The sequence below is a fragment of the Actinoplanes sp. NPDC019969 genome (genome assembly GCF_055562375.1).
In genome coordinates this window covers 314,983-335,290 of the sequence record NZ_JBVHFK010000011.1, presented here as the reverse complement: position 1 = coordinate 335,290, position 20,308 = coordinate 314,983, and the positions used below count along the sequence as shown (strand labels likewise).

Annotated in this window: 20 protein-coding genes; 7 read left to right on the top strand and 13 right to left on the bottom strand. The window is 71.1% G+C overall.

All coding sequences use genetic code 11. The features are described from left to right. Nucleotides 1-4: 4 nt before the first annotated feature. From ACZ3II_RS31310 to ACZ3II_RS31255, 12 genes are all read right to left on the bottom strand, one after another. Entirely contained in the window at nt 5-2,239 is a 2,235-nt protein-coding gene (locus tag ACZ3II_RS31310) for a fibronectin type III domain-containing protein (protein ID WP_465522000.1), read from the bottom strand. Nucleotides 2,240-2,379: 140 nt separating this feature from the next. Continuing rightward, nucleotides 2,380-3,378 carry an endonuclease/exonuclease/phosphatase family protein gene (locus tag ACZ3II_RS31305; RefSeq protein WP_465521998.1) on the bottom strand — a complete coding sequence of 333 codons (999 nt, stop codon included), beginning with the start codon at nt 3,376-3,378 and terminating at the stop codon, nt 2,380-2,382. Further along, nucleotides 3,375-3,776 (bottom strand): response regulator, encoded by a 402-nt coding sequence (locus tag ACZ3II_RS31300; protein WP_465521996.1) that lies wholly within the window; start codon nt 3,774-3,776, stop codon nt 3,375-3,377. Before ACZ3II_RS31300 ends, ACZ3II_RS31305 begins: the two co-directional genes overlap by 4 nt. Nucleotides 3,777-3,780: 4 nt before the next feature. After that, complete coding sequence (locus tag ACZ3II_RS31295; protein ID WP_465521994.1) at nt 3,781-4,137, bottom strand: STAS domain-containing protein; 357 nt, start codon at nt 4,135-4,137, stop codon at nt 3,781-3,783. After that, nucleotides 4,134-4,568, bottom strand: a complete 435-nt coding sequence (locus tag ACZ3II_RS31290; protein WP_465521992.1) for an ATP-binding protein — start codon at nt 4,566-4,568, stop codon at nt 4,134-4,136. The genes ACZ3II_RS31295 and ACZ3II_RS31290 overlap by 4 nt, the downstream gene beginning before the upstream one ends. Next, the gene (locus tag ACZ3II_RS31285; protein WP_465521990.1) at nt 4,565-5,812 is read right to left on the bottom strand and encodes a PP2C family protein-serine/threonine phosphatase; all 1,248 of its coding nucleotides are present in this window, start codon (nt 5,810-5,812) and stop codon (nt 4,565-4,567) included. The genes ACZ3II_RS31290 and ACZ3II_RS31285 overlap by 4 nt, the downstream gene beginning before the upstream one ends. 113 nt (nt 5,813-5,925) lie before the next feature. Next, the gene (locus tag ACZ3II_RS31280) at nt 5,926-6,264 is read right to left on the bottom strand and encodes an STAS domain-containing protein (RefSeq protein WP_465521988.1); all 339 of its coding nucleotides are present in this window, start codon (nt 6,262-6,264) and stop codon (nt 5,926-5,928) included. Between the two features lie 19 nt (nt 6,265-6,283). Next, nucleotides 6,284-7,102 carry a dolichyl-phosphate beta-glucosyltransferase gene (locus ACZ3II_RS31275; RefSeq protein WP_465521986.1) on the bottom strand — a complete coding sequence of 273 codons (819 nt, stop codon included), beginning with the start codon at nt 7,100-7,102 and terminating at the stop codon, nt 6,284-6,286. Continuing rightward, nucleotides 7,099-8,379, bottom strand: coding sequence for an oligosaccharide flippase family protein (locus tag ACZ3II_RS31270; protein WP_465521984.1), 1,281 nt, complete (start codon nt 8,377-8,379; stop codon nt 7,099-7,101). The genes ACZ3II_RS31275 and ACZ3II_RS31270 overlap by 4 nt, the downstream gene beginning before the upstream one ends. Further along, nucleotides 8,376-9,572, bottom strand: a complete 1,197-nt coding sequence (locus ACZ3II_RS31265) for a glycosyltransferase (protein WP_465521982.1) — start codon at nt 9,570-9,572, stop codon at nt 8,376-8,378. The genes ACZ3II_RS31270 and ACZ3II_RS31265 overlap by 4 nt, the downstream gene beginning before the upstream one ends. A gap of 198 nt (nt 9,573-9,770) precedes the next feature. After that, nucleotides 9,771-10,976, bottom strand: coding sequence for a pyridoxal phosphate-dependent aminotransferase (locus tag ACZ3II_RS31260; protein WP_465521980.1), 1,206 nt, complete (start codon nt 10,974-10,976; stop codon nt 9,771-9,773). Nucleotides 10,977-11,058: 82 nt separating this feature from the next. Beyond that, entirely contained in the window at nt 11,059-11,631 is a 573-nt protein-coding gene (locus ACZ3II_RS31255) for a TetR/AcrR family transcriptional regulator (protein WP_465521978.1), read from the bottom strand. Nucleotides 11,632-11,784: 153 nt separating this feature from the next. Between ACZ3II_RS31255 and ACZ3II_RS31250 the strand changes: the two genes are divergently transcribed. Then, nucleotides 11,785-11,976: a CsbD family protein gene (locus ACZ3II_RS31250; protein ID WP_465521976.1), complete on the top strand. Its 192-nt coding sequence runs from the start codon at nt 11,785-11,787 to the stop codon at nt 11,974-11,976. A gap of 61 nt (nt 11,977-12,037) precedes the next feature. On the opposite strand, the gene ACZ3II_RS31245 is transcribed toward ACZ3II_RS31250, so the two are convergent. After that, entirely contained in the window at nt 12,038-13,393 is a 1,356-nt protein-coding gene (locus ACZ3II_RS31245) for a KamA family radical SAM protein (RefSeq protein ID WP_465521974.1), read from the bottom strand. Nucleotides 13,394-13,520: 127 nt separating this feature from the next. On the opposite strand from ACZ3II_RS31245, the gene kdd reads away from it, so the two are divergent. The 6 genes from kdd to ACZ3II_RS31215 are packed head-to-tail and all read left to right on the top strand — an operon-like array spanning nt 13,521 to nt 19,980. Next, a complete protein-coding gene (kdd, locus tag ACZ3II_RS31240) occupies nt 13,521-14,582 on the top strand; it encodes an L-erythro-3,5-diaminohexanoate dehydrogenase (protein ID WP_465521972.1) in 1,062 nt (353 codons plus the stop codon). Between the two features lie 5 nt (nt 14,583-14,587). Beyond that, complete coding sequence (locus tag ACZ3II_RS31235; protein WP_465521970.1) at nt 14,588-16,126, top strand: amidohydrolase; 1,539 nt, start codon at nt 14,588-14,590, stop codon at nt 16,124-16,126. Between the two features lie 14 nt (nt 16,127-16,140). Beyond that, nucleotides 16,141-17,676, top strand: coding sequence for a lysine 5,6-aminomutase subunit alpha (gene kamD / locus ACZ3II_RS31230; RefSeq protein WP_465521968.1), 1,536 nt, complete (start codon nt 16,141-16,143; stop codon nt 17,674-17,676). Further along, nucleotides 17,673-18,404 carry a lysine 5,6-aminomutase subunit beta gene (gene kamE / locus ACZ3II_RS31225; RefSeq protein ID WP_465521966.1) on the top strand — a complete coding sequence of 244 codons (732 nt, stop codon included), beginning with the start codon at nt 17,673-17,675 and terminating at the stop codon, nt 18,402-18,404. The genes kamD and kamE overlap by 4 nt, the downstream gene beginning before the upstream one ends. Continuing rightward, on the top strand, nt 18,401-18,766 hold the full coding sequence (gene kal / locus ACZ3II_RS31220) for a 3-aminobutyryl-CoA ammonia lyase (RefSeq protein ID WP_465521964.1): 366 nt from the start codon (nt 18,401-18,403) through the stop codon (nt 18,764-18,766). The genes kamE and kal overlap by 4 nt, the downstream gene beginning before the upstream one ends. Then, nucleotides 18,763-19,980 (top strand): glutamate mutase L, encoded by a 1,218-nt coding sequence (locus ACZ3II_RS31215; protein WP_465521962.1) that lies wholly within the window; start codon nt 18,763-18,765, stop codon nt 19,978-19,980. The genes kal and ACZ3II_RS31215 overlap by 4 nt, the downstream gene beginning before the upstream one ends. The last annotated feature ends 328 nt before the right edge of the window (nt 19,981-20,308 follow it).

The window sequence follows — 20,308 nt, the reverse complement described above, 5'->3', positions numbered from 1 at the left end:
CGGGTCAGGCGCGGTTGAGGACCACCGCGGTGAACTCGGCGGAGGCGTCCGCGGCCTTGGTCAGGCCGACGCCGGTGCCGGTCGGCGCCGTTCCGCACTTCTTGGCGGCGACCGCACTCGAGAGGCTGCTGACGGTGAGAACCTGCTTGCCGGCGAGGAGGACGCCGAGCGCGTTCCCGGCGGCCCGGACGGTGACCCGGTGCGGAACCGCGGCATCGAAGGAACGGGGAAGAGCAGCGCTCGCCAGGGGCGTCGCGCAGGCCGTGCCGCCCACCACCTGCCGCAGGTACATCGTGTGCGCGCCGGCTGACCTGTGCACCTGCACCAGGTACGCGTTCGTTCCGGAGCCGGAGCTGGTCGCGCGTACCGCGATGCCGTAGGCCGAACCGGAGAGCAGTTGCGCCTGCGTGTTGACACTGATGTCCGCGCCCGGTGTGGTCGGGTCCAGCACCTCGGTGGCGCCCTCCCCCGTCATCGACACCGTGCCCCCGATCAGCTGGGTCTCGCCGCGGACCGTGGTCCAGTCGGTGGCTGTCTGGACCTGCTGAGCCGGGACGTAGCTGCGCAGCGCGATGTCGTCGATGTAGAAGGTCTGTCCGCGCAGCAACTCGCCGATCTCGACGAAGGCGCTGGCGGCCACGGCGCCGGGCGGGGCGATGAAGGTGCCGCCGGAGGTCTTCCACGAACCCTGGACGTTGCGCAGCCGTAGCGTCCGGGACAGGGCGATCTGCCGTCCGCTGCCGTCCCACCAGGAGATGCCGAGGTTCCACTGGGTCGGCCGGGTGGTGGCGAAGCCCTGCGCCGAGACCACCAGTTGCTTGCCCGCGCTGACCGGGACCGCCCGGGCCGGGCCGGCTCCCGCGGTGATGTTCCGGCCGACGCTGTTGGCCTTCGCGGTCACCGCCATGGCGGCCGACCCGTCGTAGGACATCTGCTCGGTCATCACGACCGATGGCAGGCTCACCGGGGGGTAGATCCCGTGCCACATCGAGTTCCCGTCGCTGAACGACGCCTCGGTGGCGTTCATCGTGTCCGAGAGATCATTGACGATGATCTCCTCGTTGAACAGCGTCTGACCACTGGTGAATAGGTTCCTCAGGGAGTATCCGACCACCATGACCCGGTAGCGGCCGCTGGGCACGTCGTCGAAGGAGACCGTGCTCTTGGTGTTGTCGGCGAGCAGGGCCTGGTCCCGGTAGGTCCACCCGTCCGTGGGCAGCAGCGAGATCGAGAGCCACGGGTACTCGATCGCCCGGCTGCCGTCGGAGAACCGAAGGGTCACGTCGCTGCCCGAGGAACTCGCGGCGATCGGGTAGACGTCGTTGACGAAGAGCGACTTCACCGCGGTCTCGACCGGGACGGGGTCGGCCATCAGCGAGGCGCCCCGCGCGGTGAGCGCACGGACCGAGTACACCCCGGATGCCGAGGTGCTCAGGGGCGCGGTGGCGGTGAGCGCGTCGCCGACCGGCGTCCAGGCGGTCACCGTGCCGGCGCCCGAGCCGATCTCGTAGCCGGTGATGACGTCGTCGTCGCCGGCCCAGGACGGGACCGACCAGTTGAGCACGATCTGTCCGGGGGCGTCGTTGTCGCGTACCGCGGTGAACCACCGTGGCGCCGACGCGCCGGCGCCGCCCAGGTGCGTGGTCTCCGGGATGCTCGCGCCGTTGCGGGTCACCGCGCTGACGCTCACCTCGTAGATCCGGCCGGCGTCCACCGGCGCGTCGAGCCGGGTCTCGGTGGTGGCATAGCTGTAGCCGCGCCTGGTCACCGTGTCGGTGAAGGTCACCGTGTATCGCAGGACCGGGTTCAGGCCGGACCGCTGCGGCGGGGCCCATCGCGCGGTGATGCCGGATCCGTCGGTGCTGACCGAGCCGTCCAGGTCCACCGGCGGACCCGGCAGCACCGGGTTGACGGTGATCTGCTCCGAGACGGCGCCCTTCTTCTCGGCGTTCAGCGCGGCGACGTGCACCTGGTAGATGCTCTGCAGAGAGCTGCCCTGGACGAGGACCTGCCGGGTGGCGGCGGGCACGGTGCGCTGGGTCCGTCTGCCGTCGACGAACACGATCACCGCGTATTCGGTGATCGGGCCGGTGCCGGCGGACCAGGAGACGGTGAAGTCGCGGACGTCCTGGGCGGACCGCCCGGCGGTCACGTGGGAGGGCGCGGTGGGGACGGCGACGGCGGCCGAGGCCGGAGACACCACGACGAGGCTGCTGAGCAGAACCAGGGCGCCTCCCATTCGCACACCCGCCACGGCAGTGGAGAGTCTCGGGAGGATGCGCGGGGCGCCGCTCGTCAGAGCATTGGGGACCATGGTGACTCCGTCTGGTGCCAGGGGCCTGCCGGCAGGTTGGTTGACGCCTCTACTCGGCAGGACGATCAGCGGGCTGAGTGCATGTGAAGTACGCCACTGTCGAACGTGATGGAACCGGCCGCGGGCTGCAGATCGACGATGAGCCGGCGGTGGTCACTGCCCGCGCTGTCGGCGACGGAGGCCGCTACCGCGCGCAGGGGACCTGAGACGAGCACATGATCGAGGCGGAGCAGGGCGGGCATCGGCCATCGCCATCGGGGCCAGGTGGCGCCCAGCCCGGTGCCGGCTTCCTCGAAGGCGTCGCGCAGCCCGTGACCGAGCAGCCGCGCCATCGACCGGTGGTCCAGGGTGGCGTTGAAGTCGCCGGCCATGATCAGGGTCCCGCCGGGTGGCGCCGGGAAGCCGGTGAGGGCGAGCATCTGCCGCCGCCAGGCCGCAACGTGTTCGGGGTCCAGCGGGGCCGCGGTGTGCACGTTGACGACCCGGACGGGCTCACCGCCCAGCGAGAGGTCGGCGCGTGTCATCGGGAAGCCGCCGACGTCCTCGGCCGCCATGCCGGTCAGCGGCAGCCGGGACAGGATCGCCGAGCCGTGGAACCCCGGATCCGGGTCGACGATCGCATACGGGTAAGCCGTGAGCAGCCCGGAGCTGCGCAGCACCAGCGCGTGCTCCGCGGTGACCTCCTGCAGGCACAGCACGTCCGCGTCGAGGGTCAGGAGCTCGGCCGCCAGCTCGTTCATCCGGGTGTTGGCGTTCAGCACGTTCGCCGACACCAGCCGGAGCCCATCGCCGGACGGCGGTGCCGCGGGGGAGAGCCGCCAGGCCACCGCCCGGATCATCCAGACCAGTTGCAGCAGCGCCGCGACGCCCAGCGACCCGGCGACGACCGGGTTGCCGGCCAGCGCGGCCACGACGGCCAGCGGCGCCGCCGCCAGGCCCGCCCAACCGGCCACCGCTGTCGCGCAGACCGCCACGGCGTGTCTCTCGGGCCGTACCAGGCGCAGGACCAGCAGCGCGTAGCCGAGGACCAGCAGAACGGCCACGGCGTTCGCGACGGTGGTCACGGCGTCTCACCGGACGGGCCGGCGTTCCCGCCCTCGCACACCCGCCGGACACACGCCTGCAGCTCGCGCGAGTGCATCGGCTTGGTGAGATACCCGTCCACCCGGTGCCGCCCCTCGTCCTCCACCACCGCGGTGCCCACGCTCGTCACCAGGATGAACGGCGCCGAGCTGCGGGCAAGGGAGGACCATTGATCCAGGATGTCCAGGCCGGTGCCGTCCGGCAGCCGGAAATCGGAGATGACCAGGCGGAAGTCCATCGTCGCGGCGAGCTCGAAGGCGGTCTGGACGGACGTCGCCGCCACGGCGTGGTAGCCCATCTGCTGCAGCATCCGGCACAGGATCATGCGGGAGACGACGTCGTCCTCGACCACGAGAACCTGTTCCTGAGGTGTGGTCACCGGATCACCGCTCCACCGCGGTGCCGCGCATCGTCAGCATCTTGTCGAACTGGGTGAGCTGGAAGACGCGGTTCGCGTTCTCCTCCGCGGGTCGCACCACGACCAGCTGCCCGCCGGAGAACTGCATGCTGCGGTGCGCCTGCACGACAGTGGCCAGGCCGGCGCTGTCCATGAACGCGACGCCGGTGAGGTCGATGGTCAGACCGTGGCAGCGCCGGCTGACCAGATGGTCGACGGCGCGGCGCAGTTCGGCGGCCCCGATCGAGTCGAGCCTGCCGCTCACGGTCAGGGTGGCGGTGCCGTTCGACCTGTCCGCCTGTTCGAGGATGTTCATCGTCTGCTGCTCTGCTCTCATCGTCATCGGGTGCTCTCCGCGGGGCGTCGCCGGAAGCGGAGCTCACAGACATTGACCTCGCCGTCGCGGCGGAACTCCACGCCGTCGGCCAGCTGGTCCACGATCATCAGGCCGTATCCGCGGATCTGCGGCACACCCGGCTGCGGCGCGACCACCGATGCCCGCTCGAACGGCGCGCCGCGGTCGGTGATGCACAGGTGCACGGTGTCCGCGTCGACATGGCCGGCGAGGGTCATCTGCCCGCCGTCACCGCGGTAGGAGTGGTCCACGACGTTGACGCAGACCTCGTGCACCGCCAGTTCGATCCGGCTGACCAGCTTGGGCGTGTCCCCGGGCAGGGCGGGACCGATCAGGGCGGCGAGCCACGGGCCGAGATCGCGCAGACTGACGTGATCGGCCGGCAGCACCAGCTCCGCGAGCTTCGGCTCCCCGGTCACGGCGCCGTCTCCGCGCTGTACAGCACCACCACCGTGCGGTCGTCGTCGGGCTGGGTGCCCTCGGCGTGCAGGGCCACCTCCGCGAAGAGACGCTGGGCGACGTGCTGGGGAGCGTCGTCGGCACGACGGCCGAAGGACAGCGACCGGTGCGCCTGGCCCACCGCGTCCAGGAACCGGTCGTAGCCGAAGAGCTGACCGTCGCGGTTCTGCTGTTCGGCGAGCCCGTCCGAGCCGAGGACCAGCAGGTCGCCGGAGAGGAAGGGCATCCGGATCGAGGTGGCCGCGGGATGCGCCAGCGCACCGATCGGCAGGGTGTTCGGCTTGATCATCGTGACGCCTGCCGCGTCGGCCCGGGCCAGAGGGCTGTGGCCGGCGTTGCAGATGTCGATGTATCCGTCACCCGGCTGGTACCGGCCGACCGCCATGGTGATGAAGCGCCCGGCGTTGAGCAGGTAGTCGTACAGCTCCTCGTTGACCCGGTTGACGACCGCTCCCGGATCGTGGTGATCGCCGGAGGCGCACGCGTTGCGGATCGATGTCACGGCTCGAGTCATGATCATCGCTGCGGGAAGTCCCTTTCCGGCTACATCCCCGACGGCGAACCACAGAGCGCCGGCCCGGGGAACGAAAGCGAAGAAGTCACCGCCGGCGAGATGTGCCGGCACACTGCGGGCGTACACGTGGGCGCCCGGGACGGCCGGGGGTTCCGCCGAGAGCACCGCCTGCGCGAGCTCCGAGGCGGCCTTGTGCTCCTGCTCCAGCTGCGCCCGTTCGACGTCCCGCTGGTGCGACTGGGTGAGATTGATCAGGCCGGCGATCACCGAGGTGACCGCGCTGAGCAGTTTCACGTCACCGGTGTCGAAAGCGGGTCCCGTGGTTCGGGTCAGCACCAGCACCAGGGCCTGGGTGATGCCCGGCACCGGCGCGATGATCGTCGGTGTGGGCGTTCCCACCAGGATCTCCGGCTCCGACACCCCCCGGCGCAGCGCGCGCCGGGCCAGACCGAACAACCGGGACCGGTGCGCCGGGTCGCCGGCGCTGTAGCAGAAGGCGGGACCGACGAGAATGCCTGCCTCGCACTCGGTGCTCCGCAGGATCGCCGTCGCCGTCCGCCGGCACGCCTCGGCATGGTCGCGGCTGTCCGCCTGGGCCCTGGTCAGCTCGTACATCGCCAGCAGGCGGTCGTGCGCCGCGACCAGGGCGTCGGTCAGCTCGTTCTGTGCGTCCTCGTACAGATCCGCCATCCTGAGAAGATGGCCGGCGGCCGAGACGGCAGGCGGTGAAGCCGCGAGAGGCGCTGCTGAGGTGGCGGTCAGCAACGCGTCGACCGCCTCCGAAACGGATGTCAGGCGCCTCGTCATGCGACCTGGCCGGCCAATCCGCCGACCGATGCTCCCTCGATGGTGAACGCCTGGTCCAGGGCGGTCAGCTCGAAGATCACCCGGACCGGGTCCGAGAGGTTCGCCAGCACGAAGGCGACACCGAAGCCGGCCGCCGTGCGGGACGCCTGCAGGAGCGCGGCGAGGGCGGTCGAGTCGATGAAGTTGACCTGGGACAGGTCGATCCGGATCCGCCGGCTGCCCGCGGTCAGCAGGTCCTCGAGGTAGCGCTGGAACCCGGCGGTCTCGTGGGCGTCGAACCGGCCGCCGACGAAGACGTGGTGGCCGTTGTCGTGACGCTCGCCGTTGATCTGCATCAGAATTCTCCTGGTGGTTTCAGTGGGACCGGGCCGACACGATGCCGGCGGCGGGACGGTGGGTGGTGTAGCGGCCCCGGTGATCGTTCACCCGGATCCGGAGCAGCTCGTGCAGGAATTGCAGGGTGACCTTCAGCGGCCGCACCGTGGAGCCGGGAGCGTCGATCCACTCCACCGGGACCTCGGCCACCTTCATCCGGGACTTGTTCGCCAGGTACAGCACCTCCAGATCGAAGGAGAAGCCGTCGATGATCTGCCGGCTGAACAGGCTGCGCGCGGAGTCCGCGGTGAAGATCTTGAATCCGCATTGGGTGTCGGAGATCCGCAGCCCGCCGAGGGTTCTGACCACGATGCGCAGGCCACCGCTGAGGAGGCGGCGTACCAGGCTCTTCTTCGACACCATGGATCCATGGGCGTGGCGGGAGCCGACGACGATGTCGTAGCCCCCCTCGGTGATCCTGGACAGCAGCTCGTCGAACTGCTCGATCGGCGTCGACTGGTCGGCGTCGGCGAACAGGACGATCTCGCCGCGCGCGGCCAGTACGCCCCGGCGGACCGCGCTTCCCTTGCCACCGTTGCTCCCGGTGGTCAGCACGCGCATGTTCGCCAGCCGCATCGTCTGCAGGAGCTGGACGGTGGAGTCGGTCGAGCCGTCGTCGGCCACGATCAGCTCCCAGGGCTCTCCCCGGGCGGACATGTAGGTGGCGATCGCCCCGATCGTCGGGATGATCCGTTCCTCCTCGTTGTACGCGGGGATCACGACGGAGATCCGGGGCTGGTCGCGGATCTCTTCGGCCGCCCAGGTCCGGTAGGCCGTGTAGGCATGGTTTGTCGTCATCGCGCGGCGGTACCTTCCGTCAATGGTTCGCGGGGGGAGGGGACGAGCAGCGGGCAGACCGCCACCAGCAGGAGCAGCCCGGCTTTCGCCGCGGTCTGTGCGTTCACGAGATCGGCAGCACCCTGGTGCCACTTGAGCATCAGGGCGATCTGAATCAGCGAACCGGCGAAGAGCGCCCACGACTCGGCCGATCGACCGGTCGCGAGATGGTGACTGGCGACCAGGTTGGCGACCGCGAACAGGGTGGTCCCCAGGACATAGGTGGTCAGCAGCCCGGTCAGGTCGGGGTAGCCCGCGCCGAGGAACAGCCGGAGGACCGGCCCGCCGAACAGCGCGCTGCCGGCGGTGCAGAGGGCGCCGATGGCCAGAACGCTCAGCATGCCGCCGCGGAGGAGCCCGGACGAGGTCTCGCCGGCGGCATGCCGCCGGGCGACCGCCGGGAACACCACCGTCGCGACCGACCAGGTGAGGAAGAATACGGCCCGGCCGAGGAGCGACACCGCCGAGTAGGAGCCCGCGGTGACCGGGTCGAGGAAGTGCTTGGCGATGAGCACGTCACCGTTGGTGATGAGGGTCTGCCCGGCCAGGAAGACCGCCACCAGCGCGGCATGCCGCCGCACCTCGGCGTTCTCGGCTGCTCCGGGCGCCGGCCCGGGTGACGCGGCGACGGTACGCCGGACCATCCACCAGGTGACGGCGAAGGACGCGGTCAGGCCGGCGGCGGCCGCGGCCGGGCCGCCGCCCAGCTCCAGCAGCGCTACCGTGACCACGATCCGCGCGATCACCTCGGCGAGCAGTGTCGCGCCCAGCCGGCGAAACTGGAGCCGTCCCTGCAGGACGCCCCGGCCCACCGACAGCACCAGGTAGAACGGCATGCCGGCGCCCAGGATCACGAAGGGCCAGAACGACTCGGTGCGCAGCAGGTCCTGCCAGTACGGCGCCCCTGCGATGAACAGCGCCGCGACACCGAGACCGGCCGCCCAGGACCGTCGGTGCAGACGCCTGGTGAGCCAGGCGACTCTGTCGGCGTCCCCGGCCACCTCGTAGCGGCCGATCGCCCGTGCGGCGACCAGTTGCAGCCCCAGGGCGATCCCGGTGGTGATCGCCATCAGCGTGACGACGAGGTTCGCGTCGGCGAACTCCGCCGGTGGGAGCAGCCGGGCCAACGCCAGGTTGAGCAGATAGTTGCCGGCGTGTGCGGCCATCGTGACGATCGCGAGCACGACCCCGTCGCGGGCCAGCCGTGATCCCGTCGCGGTGACGGTGGTGGCGCTCACCGTCGCCTTGCCCGATCCTCCAGGATCCGGGCGATGTGCATGACATGCCACTGCACGACCTCGGACATCGGAATTCCCGTCGCGGCGGCGAAGTTGCGGCGTCCGAGGCTCTCCCGCAAGCCGTTGTCCGAGATGACCTCGCTGAGCGCGCCGGCCAGGCTGACCGGGTCGCCGGGCTCGAAGTACGTGCCGAGGAAGCCCTCCTCCTCGATGATCTCGACGAAGTCGCCGATCCGGGGGAGCGCGACCGCCCGGCCGTACTCGCCGGCCTGGTGCAGGACGCCGGAGCTGCCCGTGGTGGAGGTGTACGGAAACGCCACCACACTCGCCGAGCGGAACAGTTCGGGCACCTCGTCCTCGGCGACGTAGCCCGTGTACACGATCCCGGGCACGTCAGCGTGGCGTTCGGCGACGTCGCGCAGATAGCCCGGGGAGTTGGGGCTGTCCGAGCCCGCGATCACCAGCTCGAGGTCCCGGTGCCCGCGGCGCAGCAGCTCCCGGTAGGCGTCGATGAGCACATCGACGGTCTTGTAGGTGCCCCACTTGCCGAACGCGAGGATGCGCCGCTTGCCGGGCGGCACGTCGAACGAGGGGACGGCCAGCTCCTCGAAGCTGCCGTGCGGAGCCAGGACGGCGTTGCGGGCGCCGTACCGCTCGTTCAGCAGCTCGACATAACGCGGAATGGTGACCGCCACGACGTCGGCCCGCAGCAGCGCCCTGGTCAGCAAGCGCCCAGCGGTACGCATCAGCCATGCCGTCGCCCGCGAGCCGGCGAAGCCCGCGTCGCGCATGTCGACGTTGTCGGCGAGATTGTGCAGGATCACCAGGGACGGCACGCGCAACATCCGCAGCAACGCGGGGGTGAGCAGACCGAGCCCGCCGGGCATCCGCCGGTCGCCGAAGGTGGCGAACTGCAGGTTGAAGATCACCGCGTCGGGGCGGCTGTCGCGGACCGCGCCGACGATGCGCCACAGGTTGCGCACATCGTTGAAACGCCAGCAGGGCACGCTCCGGGCGCCCGCGGGCATCGCGGGCGCGCCCGCGCCGGTCTCGTCGGCGTAGACCACCACCTCAGCCGTCTCGTGCACGTTCACCAGGTGCTTGACGAGGTGAAAGCCGAACTCGTTCAGGCTGTTGCGCCCCGGCGGCATGGCGGTGACGACGCCGATGCGCAGAGTGTCGGCTCCCGTCACGGAACGAGAGTGATGGCCTGCCGGCGCGGGGTGTTCTGAGGAAGCGAGGGAAGGCGGTGGCATACCCGAGCAGTCGGCAGTTCCCGCGCCGTTCTGACCTCTATCGGGTTGCCGGTCGAGGGCGCTTCGGGAGCTGTCCGCCGCGCGGCGCCCGAGAGCCGGCCACGGCCTGTTCTCGGGCGCCGGTGTGCGGGTGGCTTACTGGCGGTACGTGGACAGGAAGGTCCCGAGCCGCCCCACGGCCTCGTCGAGCACGTCGACCGGGGCCAGGAACACCATCCGGAAGTGGTCCGGGGTGTCGATGTTGAAACCGGTCCCGTGCGACAGCAGCAGATGCTGCTGCTCCAGCAGGTCGATGATCATCCGCTCGTCGTCGCGGATCTTGTGGACGGCCGGGTCCAGGCGGGCGAACAGGTACAGCGCGCCCTCCGGCTTGAAGCACTCCACGCCGGGGATCGCCGTCAGCGACCGCCACGCGTGCTCGCGCTGTTCGAAGAGGCGGCCGCCGGGCCGGACCAGCGCGTCGATGCTCTGGTAGCCGCCGAGCGCGGTCTGGATGGCCAGCTGGGCCGGCACGTTCGGGCACAGCCGCATGTTGGCCAGCAGCTGCAGGCCTTCCAGATAGTCGGTGTCCTGGCCGGTGAACCCGGTGAGCGCCAGCCAGCCGGACCGGAACCCGGCGGCCCGGTGCGTCTTGGACAGCCCGCCCATGCTGATCATCGGCACGTCCGGCGCGATCGCGGCCGCCGTGTGGTGCACCGCGCCGTCGAACACGATCCGGTCGTAGATCTCGTCGACGAGGACCAGCAGCCCGTGCCGGCGGGCCAGGCCGAGCATGCCCTCCAGGACCTCGCGCGAGTACACCGCGCCGGTCGGGTTGTTCGGGTTGATGATCACCATGGCGCGGGTGTTCGGGGTGATCCGGGACGCCAGGTCGGCCAGGTCGGGCTGCCAGCCTGACGCCTCGTCGCAGCGGTAGTGCACGGCCCGGCCGCCGCACAGCGACACCGCGCCGGTCCACAGCGGGTAGTCCGGGCTCGGCACGAGCACCTCGTCGCCGGTGTCGAGCAGCGCCTGCAGCGTCATCACGATCAGCTCGGAGACGCCGTTGCCGAGCATCACGTCCTCGGGCTGCACGTCGGTGGCGCCCTGGGTCTGGTACTTCTGGGCGACCGCGACCCGCGCCGAGTAGATGCCGCGCGCGTCGCTGTACCCCTGCGCCGACTTCAGGTTGTGCACCACGTCGTTGACGATCGGGTCGGGCGTGGCGAGGCCCCACGGCGCCGGGTTGCCGATGTTGAGCTTGATGATCTGGTGGCCTGCCGCCTCCAGCTCCTGTGCCCGGCGCAGGACCGGCCCGCGGATGTCGTACCGGACAGCTTTCAGTCGCTGCGCCTGCTTCACCAGGTCACGCTCCCAGGGTCGAGGACATCGTCGGGGCAGCCTGTCACATCCGAACCGGGCGCCGGGACGGCCAATCGGAAGATCATGGCTTGCGGAACAGCGCGTCCAGCCGTGTGGACAGGACCGCGCGCGCCTCGTCGGCGGTGTACTGACCGCCGAGAAGATAGACCCCGAGGCCCTCCATGAGGGCGAGCAGGCTGCGGGCTTCGACCTTCTTCTCCGGTACGGGCAACAGGCTCCCGATGAAGTCGGTCATCTGGGCCGTCTCGTCCCGCAGGGCCGCCGAGGCCGCCGGCCGGACCGCCGTGTACGCCAGGAACGCCATCGCCACCTTCGCGTCGGCGCGGCTCTCCTCGGACAGCGGCAGCAGCGTGCTGATCAGCGTGTGCAGCAGGTCCCGGGGCTCCGGGCGGTCACCCAGCCGGGCGATGGCGGCGGTGACCCGCTCCTGGTTGCGTTCGCGGACCACGTCCATCGCGAACGTCATCATCTCGTCCTTGGTGCGGAAGTAGTGCTGCACCATCCCGGCGGACACGCCCGCCTCGGCCGCCACGTGCCGCAGGCTGACCGCTTCGAGACCCTGCTCGGCGGCGACCCGCATCAGCGCGTCGGCGATCAGGGTGCGGCGCTGCATCCGGTCGACCTTCTTCGGCATGCCGTCGATGCTGTCACGCACGACGGCCCGGGCGGGTGAAGGGTCTGGCCTATTGTCCTAGGATGCCTTGGAGGGTGTGAGGTTTCGGGGTCGGCCGGACCGGGCAACAACCTGATCAAGGAAGAAACGACATCGGCCGAGGAGGTCTGACCCATGAGCTTCACCGACAAGGTCAAGAACAAGGCCGAAGAGCTGACCGGCAAGACCAAGCAGGGCATCGGCGAGGCGACCGACAACGAGCGCCTCTACGCCGAGGGCCAGGCCCAGGAGGCGTCGGCGCACGCCAAGCAGGCCGGTGAGCACGTCAAGGACGCCGGCCGGGACGTGAAGAACGCCCTGAGCTGAGCCTCGGAAACGTGAGGGCGGGCACCACCCCCGGGTGCCCGCCCTCCTTCGTGTCCGCCGGCTACGCCGTCTGCTGCTTGCGCCACCAGGCCCGGCCCGACTCGGGCAGGGTGTCGATCGGGTCGTAGTAGGCGTACAGCTTGGACAGGGCCTCGCTGTCGCCGGCCTCGATGGACGTGCGGTAGTTCTTGGTCCAGTAGGAGATGCCGTGCTCCCGGTCGTAGTCGGCGACCATGTGCACCCACCGTTTCCCGACGAACGGCACGTCGCAGACGATGCGCGGGGTCGCGTACCCCGGGAGATAGCCCATCAGGTCGTGCTGCAGCTGCTGGGCGTGCCAGACGGGGACGCGCCAGTGCTCCGCGTTGGGGATCATGTCGCACATGTAGAAGTAGTACGGCAGGATGCCGGCCTCGCCCTGCAGCGCGAAGCACAGGTCGAGCAGGTCGTCGGCGGTGGCGTTGACCCCGCGCATCAGCACGCCCTGGTTGCGGACGTCGCGGACACCCACTTCCAGGAGGGTACGCACCGCGCGCGCCACCAGCGGCGTCAGTGAGTTGACGTGGTTGACGTGGGTGTGCACGGCCAGGTTGACGCCGCGCCGTTCGGCAGTGACGGCGACCCGGTGCATGCCTTCGACGACGTCGTCCTGCAGCCAGTGCTGGGGCAGGCCCATCAGCGCCTTGGTGGCCAGCCGGATGTCGCGGACGGTGGGCACCGACAGCAGGCCCATCAGGTATGCCTCGAGCTGTCTCCACGGCACGTTGGCGACGTCGCCGCCGGAGACGACCACGTCCCGTACGCCGGGGTGGGCCTTCAGGTAGGCGAGGTGGGCGTCGTACCGGTCGACGGGTTTCTGCACGAGTTTGAGCTTGGCGACGGCGGGGGTGCTGTTGCCGACGAGGTCCATCCGGGTGCAGTGGCCGCAGTACTGCGGGCAGGTGGACAGCAGCTCGGCGAGGACCTTGGTGGGGTAGCGGTGGGTGAGGCCCTCGGCGACCCACATGTCGTGCTCGTGCAGGGAGTCGCGGGCCGAGTGGGGGTGTGACGGCCAGTCGCGGCGCCGGTCGGAGGCGATCGGCAGCATGTAGTTGCGGATCGGGTCGGCGGTGAACGACGCCGTGTCGGGCGTCGCGTCCGGGACCATGGTGTTGAGCATCTGCGGCGGGATCAGCATCGACATGGTGGCCGAGTGCTGCTGGTCGGCCTCCAGGTCGGTGTAGAAGGTGTCGTCGACCAGGTCGCCGAGGACGGCGCGGAGCTGCCGGACGTTCTTGACGCAGTTGACCCGCTGCCACTGGGCGGACTGCCACTGGGCGGCGGTGACGTCGCGCCAGCCGGGGAACCGGGTCCAGTCGGGCTCGGCCAGCTCACGCCGCCGGTATTCGTAGGGCTGTCCCGCTGCCGTCTCTGCCACCGGTTCCTCCTGACTCTGGACTGCCGATCAACGTACTGGATATTCTCCGGTCTAGAAAGCTGGTTGCCGGAGGATTTACGGTACAACGGCACTTGTTCACGAGAGTTTTATCGGGCGGAGGCGGCGGATGGCGGGGTCAACAGGGTTGCGGCGGGTGCTCGAGCCGGCCGGGGTGCTGCCGCAGGCGGCCTGGCGGCTGGACGCCTCCCCGTGGATCGGGCCGGACGAGGTGCGGATCCGGGTGCAGCGGCTCAACCTGGACGCCGCCAGTTACCGGCAGCTGTCGGAGAAGCACGGCGGGGACGGCGCGGCGATCCGGGCCGAGGTCCTCGACATCGTCGCCACGCGCGGGAAGATGCACAATCCGGTCACCGGTTCCGGCGGGATGCTGATCGGGGTGGTCGAGGAGGTCGGGCCGGAGTCGCCGTTGCCGGTCAAACCGGGGGACCGGGTGGCCACGCTGGTGTCGCTGACGCTGACCCCGCTGCGGATCACCGACGGGCTGGCCGGGTGGGACGGGCTGAGCGAGCAGGTGCCGGCCGAGGGGACGGCGATCCTGTTCGGCCGGTCCGTGGTGGGGGTGCTGCCGGACGATCTGCCGCCGGAGCTGGCCCTGGCCGTCTACGACGTGTGCGGGGCGCCGGCGCTGACCGACCGGGTGATCCGGGGCCACGACCGGTGGCGGGGGCAGGCGACCGTCGAGGGCGTGGAGCCGGGACGTCCGGTCACCGTGGCGGTGCTCGGCGGGGCGGGGAAGAGCGGGTCGCTCACTCTGGCGGCGGCGAAGCGCGCCGGCGCCCGTACCACCGCCGTGGTCGTCAGTGAAGCGGAGCGGGACGCGCTGGCCGGGACCGGTCTCGCGGACCACATCGCGATCGCCGACGCCCGGGACCCGGTCGCCGTCAGCGAGGCCGTCGGGGAGCCCGCCGACGTGACGGTGGTGTGCGTGGACGTGCCCGGCTGCGAGCACGGGGCGATCCTGGCCACGGCCGAGGGCGGCACCGTGATCTTCTTCTCGATGGCGACCAGCTTCTCCGCCGCCGCGCTCGGCGCCGAAGGGCTCGCCGCGGACGTGACGATGCTGGTCGGCAACGGTTTCGTGCCCGGGCACGCGGACTTCGCGGTGGACCTGCTGCGGCGGGTTCCCCCGGTGCGGGCGTTGTTCGAGGCGCGGCTGGCGGCAGACTGAGCCGCATGACGAACACTCCCTCCGTCCGTTACGTGAACGGCCGCTTCTACTCGGCCGCGGAACCCCGCGCCACCGCCATGGTCACCAGCGGCGACACGATCGCCTGGCTGGGTGACTCCGCCGACGCGCCGTTCGCGGACGTGACCGTCGACCTGGACGGCGCGCTGGTGACGCCCGCGTTCGTGGACGCGCACCTGCACGCCACCGACACCGGCCTGGCGTTCGACGGTCTCGACCTGTCGTCGGTGCGGTCCCCGGGTGAGCTGCTCGAGAAGGTGGCGGCGTTCGCGGCGACCCGGCCGGCCGGCGGGGTGGTGCACGGGCACGGCTGGGACGAGTCGACCTGGGCCGACCAGACGCCGCCGTCCGCCGCCGAGCTGGAACGTGCCGGTGGCGGCCGCCGGGTGTACCTGTCGCAGGCGTCGGTGCATTCGGCGCTCGCCTCGTCGTCGCTGCTGCCGGCCGCTCTCGGGGTGGCGGGGTACGACGCGTCGGGCTGGGTGCGGGAGGAGGCGCATCACGCGGTCCGGGCGGTCGCGCTCGGGTCGCTGACGCCGGAGCAGCGGACGGCGGCGCAGCGGACCGCCCTGTCCCGGGCCGCGTCGATGGGCATCGCCGCGGTGCACGAGTGCGGTGGTCCGGGCACGTCCAGCGAGGCCGATTTCCAGTCGGTGCTGGCGCTGTCCGGGCAGGGCCTGCCGCAGGTCTTCGGGTTCTGGGGGGAGCTGGGCGGCGCCGACCGGGCCCGGGAGCTGGGCGCCCACGGGGCGGCCGGTGACCTGTACGCCGACGGGGCGCTCGGGTCCCGGACGGCGTCGGTGCGGCAGGCGTACCTGGACGGCGACCACGGCTGCGGTGAGGCGTTCCTGACCGCCGAGCAGGCCGCCGAGCATCTGCTCGACTGTGTGCGGGTGGGTTTCCAGGGCGGGTTCCACGCGATCGGCGACGCCGCGATCGAGACCGTCCTCGAGGGGTTCGCGATCGCGGCGAAGACCGTCGGCGTGGACCGGCTGCGGTCCGGCAACCACCGGATCGAGCACGTCGAGCTGATCGACAAGGCGATGATCGCGCGGATGGTGGAGTTCGGGGTGATCGCCTCGGTGCAGCCGGTGTTCGACGCGCTGTGGGGTGGCACCGACCGGATGTACGCGCAGCGGCTCGGCGCCGACCGGGCCCTGGCCAGCAACCCGATCGGGGCGATGCACGCGACCGGGGTGGCGCTGGCCTTCGGGTCGGATTCGCCGGTCACGGCGCTGGACCCGTGGGCGGTCGTGGTGGCGGCGGCGGCCCCGCGGAACCCGAAGTTCCGGATGACGGTCCGGTCGGCGTTCGCGGCGAGCAGCCGTGGTGGCTGGCGCGCGGCGGGCGTCGCGGGGGCGGGGGTGCTGAAGCCGGGCGCGTCGGCGACGTTCGCCGCCTGGACGACCCCGGGCGGGGTGGCCGAGGGGCTGCCGGCGCTGCTGCCGGATGTGGACGGCGCGGTTCCGGCGCGGCCGGTGTGCCGGCGCACGGTGCTGCACGGTCAGACGATTTTCCAGGAGTAGAGGAGCACATCGACGTGGCGGGGAAGCTGGATCTGGACGCGGCCGTGGTCGCGCGGGCACGGGCGCTGGCCGCGCGGGCCGGGCAGCCGGTCGTCGACCTGGCCCGGTCGCACACCACGGTGAGCGTGGAGCGGGCGGTGCTGCGGCTGGCGGGGGTGCGCGGCGCCGACCCGGACGGGATCCCCTGGGTGAACCGCCTCGTCGACGCGGTCCGCGCGGACGTGGGCCTCGGGCACGGGGTGGCGGTGCCGGTGTTCCACGCCATGGCGTCGACCGGCGTGGAGGACGTGACGGTCCTGGCGCAGAAGGCCGCGGCGGGGTCGGTGCGGTTCACCATGCCGTCGTCGTCTCACCAGGCGCGGCAGAAGGCCAAGCGGGTCACCGCCGCCGGGCTGAAGACCATCGACCGGCGGCGGGCCGAACGGGACCGGCTGATCAAGCGGCACGGGGATCCGGAGCAGCGCCCGTGGATCTACCTGATCGTCGCGACCGGTGACATCTACGAGGACATCCCGCAGGCGCAGGCCGCCGCCCGGGCCGGGGCGGACGTGATCGCGGTGATCCGGTCGACCGGGCAGTCGCTGCTGGACTACGTGCCGGAGGGGGCGACCCGGGAGGGCTTCGCCGGCACGTACGCCACGCAGGAGAACTTCCGGTTGATGCGGGCCGCGCTGGACGAGACGTCGAAGGAGGTGGGCCGGTACGTGCGGCTGACCAACTACGCGTCCGGGCTGTGCATGCCGGAGATCGCCACCCTGGCCGGGCTGGAACGCCTGGACATGATGTTGAACGACTCGATGTACGGGATCCTGTTCCGGGACATCAACCCGATCCGCACGTTCGTCGACCAGCGGTTCTCCCGGCAGATCCACGCCCGCGCCGGGATCATCATCAACACCGGCGAGGACAACTACCTGACCACCGCCGACGCGGTCGACGCCGCGCACACGGTGACGGTGTCGCAGCTGCTCAACGAGTTCTTCGCGCACGAGGCGGGTCTGGCGGACTGGCAGCTGGGCCTCGGTCACGCCTTCGAGATCAACCCGGACCTGCCGGAGTCGTTCCGCCTGGAGCTGGCGCACGCCCTGCTGGCGCGGGAGCTGTTCCCGGACGCGCCGCTGAAGTGGATGCCGCCGACCAAGCACATGACCGGCGACGTGTTCCGCGGCAACCTCCTGGACGGCTTCTTCAACCTGGCCGGGGCGCTCACCGGGCAGGGCATCCTGCTGGTCGGGATGATGACCGAGGCGGTGGTGACGCCGTGGGCGTCCGACCGCGACATCGCCCTGCAGAACGTGCGCTACGTGCTCAACGGCGCCGGGAACCTGCACGAGGACTTCACGCCCGGCCCGTTCATCCGCGATCGTGCGAACCAGGTGCTGTCCGAGGCCATCGACCTGCTCGAACGCATCGTCGACGACGGGATGCTGAACGCCATCGCGGACGGCACCTTCGGGATCATGAAACGGCCCGCGGACCGGGGCAAGGGCCTCGACGGCGTGGAGCGGCAGGAAGAGGACTACTACAACCCGGTATCGGAGGAGCTGTGATCATCCGCCCGTACGGCGACACCACCGGCGACGGGATGGTGCAGCTCTCCTTCACCCTGCCGATCCCGCACGACAAACGGGCCGAGGGCGCCGCGCTGCAGCTGGCGAACAAGATGGGCATGGACCCGGCGATGCTGGTGCACGCCAAGCAGATGGGTGACGGCTACACCTTCTTCGTGGTCTACGGCAAGGTCACCCATCTCGTCGACACCGAGAAGGTGCAGGTCGTCGAACGGGACTTCCCGCTGCTGAGCGCCAAGGAGGTGAACGCGGCGGTGAAGCGGGGGCTGCGGCGGCCGCTCAGCGTCGTCGGCGCGTGCATCGGCACCGACGCGCACACCGTCGGCATCGACGCCATCCTGAACCTCAAGGGCATCGCGGGGGAGAAGGGCCTGGAGTCGTACGCGGAACTGTCGGTCACCAACATGGGCGCCCAGGTGTCGGTGCCGGACCTGGTGGAGACGGCCCGTGCGGTGCGCGCCGACGCGGTCCTGGTGTCCCAGGTGGTCACCCAGCGTGACGCGCATCTGCACAACACGCGGGCCATGTCGGCGGCGTTCCGGGAGGCGCTGCCGGCCGGGAAACGGCCGCTGCTGATCGTCGGCGGGCCCCGGTTCGACGAGCTGATGGCCGCCGACCTGGGCGTCGACCGGATCTTCAGCCGTGGCACCACACCCCGGGAGGTCGCCTCCTATCTCGTGCACGCTCTCGTCGGAGGCCGGAAATGATCACTGTGACGCATCGCCGGTATGTGCCGTACTCGCATGCCCACTACGCCGGGAACCTGGTCGACGGGGCGTACTCGCTCGGCCTGTTCGGTGACGTGGCGACCGAGATCTGCATCCAGCTCGACGGCGACGAGGGACTGTTCGCGTCCTACGACGACGTGCAGTTCAAGGCGCCGGTGCGGGCCGGGGACGTCCTGGAGATCTCCGGGACGGTGACGACGATGGGCACCCGGTCGCGGAAGATCGCTTTCGAGGTACGGGTGGTCTGCCGCGGAACGGAGGGTTCGGCCGCCGCGGTGCTGCCCGAGCCGATCGTGGCCACCACGGCGGTCGGGACGGTCGTCGTGCCGCCGAAGCCATGACGGCCGTCGTGTGTGTGGACGTCGGGTCCACGTACACCAAAAGCATCAAGATCGACCTGGACGGCGCGCGGCCGGTCAGCCGGGCCGAGGTGCCGACCACCGCGTCCTCCGACGTCCTGGAAGGGCTGGACGCCGCCGTGGCGGCCGTCGGTGGCGGCGACGAGCTGTACGTGTGCTCGTCGGCGGGCGGCGGGCTGCGGCTGGCCGTCATCGGGTACGAGACGCTGGTCACCGCCGAGGCGGGGCATCGGGTCGGGCTGTCCGCCGGGGCGCAGGTGGTGCACGTCGCCGCCGGCCCGATGACCGGTCCTGATCTGGCCCGGCTGCGGGCCGCCCGCCCGGACGTGCTGCTGCTGGCCGGCGGCACCGACGGCGGCGACGCCGAGACCCTGCTGCACAACGCGCGGCGGCTCGCCGCGGCCCGCATCCGGTTGCCGGTGGTCCTGGCCGGCAACGCCGACGTACGGGAGGAAGCGCTCGAAATCCTGACCGGCCGGGGTGTCCCGGTGACCGCCTGCGCCAACGTGCTGCCGAGGATCGGCGTCCTGGACCCGCTGCCGGCCCGCGCCGCCATCCGGGACGTGTTCCTGCGGCACGTGATCGGTGGGAAACGTCTCTCCCGGGGCCGCCGGTTCGCGTCGCTGGTGCGGGCCGCCACCCCGGACGCGGTCCTCGCCGGAGTGGAACTGCTGGCCGACCTGACCGGTTTCGGGATCCTCGTCGTCGATGTGGGCGGCGCCACCACCGACGTGTACTCGGCGCTCGTCCCGGACGCCGAGGCCGAGACCGGGCCGCGCCGCGACGTCGCCGGGACCCTGTGGCGGGCCCGTACCGTCGAGGGCGACCTCGGGGTGGCCGCCGGCGCCGGCGGCACCAGAGCGGCCGCGGCGGCCGAGAGACTGCCCGCCCCCACCGGGGACCGGGAACTGGCCGCCACGGCCGCCGTGGTGGCTCTGCGGCGGCATGCGCGGGGCCGGCCGGGGCTGCGTGACGCACGCCTCGTCGTCGGTTCCGGCGGGGTGCTGCGGCACGGCGGCGCACAGCCGGTCCTCGATGCCGTCCTGGGCGACGTCGGGGGTGGCTGGGCGCCGCCGGAGAACGCCCGTGCCGTGGTGGATCAGCACTATGTATTGGCGGCCGCCGGTCTCCTCGCCGCCGATCACCGCGACGTCGCCGGGCGTCTTCTGGGTAACTCGATCCGGTACGGGAGATGACACGCCCATGGATACGACACGCCGGAACGCGGGGGAGGCGGTTGACAGGACCGCGGGGGCGGGACGTACCGTCCTTAGGTCCAGTTCCACGGCGAGCGGTCATGATCCGCTTCGCTCTCTCACCCACTGGCCGCAGCCCTCGCGGGGGTCGCGCGTGCAGCCAGGTCCAGGGGGTGAGGGCGCGCGGGGCGGTGCGGACCGGGCCGCGTTCAGGTGTCCCCTCCGGGGACCGGGGCTTTGGCCAGTAGACAACGGCACGGCGCGGGCATCCGGCGCGCGGCGGGTCGGTCCGAAGGTCACAGCCGGGTCACCGGATCTCACCGGCTGC

Bases quoted from the DNA above. Each gene is read 5' to 3' on its own strand.
- ACZ3II_RS31310 (WP_465522000.1), bottom strand. From the start codon at position 2,239: ATGGGAGGCGCCCTGGTTCTGCTCAGCAGCCTCGTCGTGGTGTCTCCG.
- ACZ3II_RS31295 (WP_465521994.1), bottom strand. From the start codon at position 4,137: ATGACGATGAGAGCAGAGCAGCAGACGATGAACATCCTCGAACAGGCG.
- ACZ3II_RS31285 (WP_465521990.1), bottom strand. From the start codon at position 5,812: ATGGCGGATCTGTACGAGGACGCACAGAACGAGCTGACCGACGCCCTG.
- ACZ3II_RS31280 (WP_465521988.1), bottom strand. From the start codon at position 6,264: ATGCAGATCAACGGCGAGCGTCACGACAACGGCCACCACGTCTTCGTC.
- ACZ3II_RS31275 (WP_465521986.1), bottom strand. From the start codon at position 7,102: ATGACGACAAACCATGCCTACACGGCCTACCGGACCTGGGCGGCCGAA.
- ACZ3II_RS31255 (WP_465521978.1), bottom strand. From the start codon at position 11,631: ATGCCGAAGAAGGTCGACCGGATGCAGCGCCGCACCCTGATCGCCGAC.
- ACZ3II_RS31250 (WP_465521976.1), top strand. From the start codon at position 11,785: ATGAGCTTCACCGACAAGGTCAAGAACAAGGCCGAAGAGCTGACCGGC.
- kdd (WP_465521972.1), top strand. From the start codon at position 13,521: ATGGCGGGGTCAACAGGGTTGCGGCGGGTGCTCGAGCCGGCCGGGGTG.
- ACZ3II_RS31235 (WP_465521970.1), top strand. From the start codon at position 14,588: ATGACGAACACTCCCTCCGTCCGTTACGTGAACGGCCGCTTCTACTCG.
- kal (WP_465521964.1), top strand. From the start codon at position 18,401: ATGATCACTGTGACGCATCGCCGGTATGTGCCGTACTCGCATGCCCAC.
- ACZ3II_RS31215 (WP_465521962.1), top strand. From the start codon at position 18,763: ATGACGGCCGTCGTGTGTGTGGACGTCGGGTCCACGTACACCAAAAGC.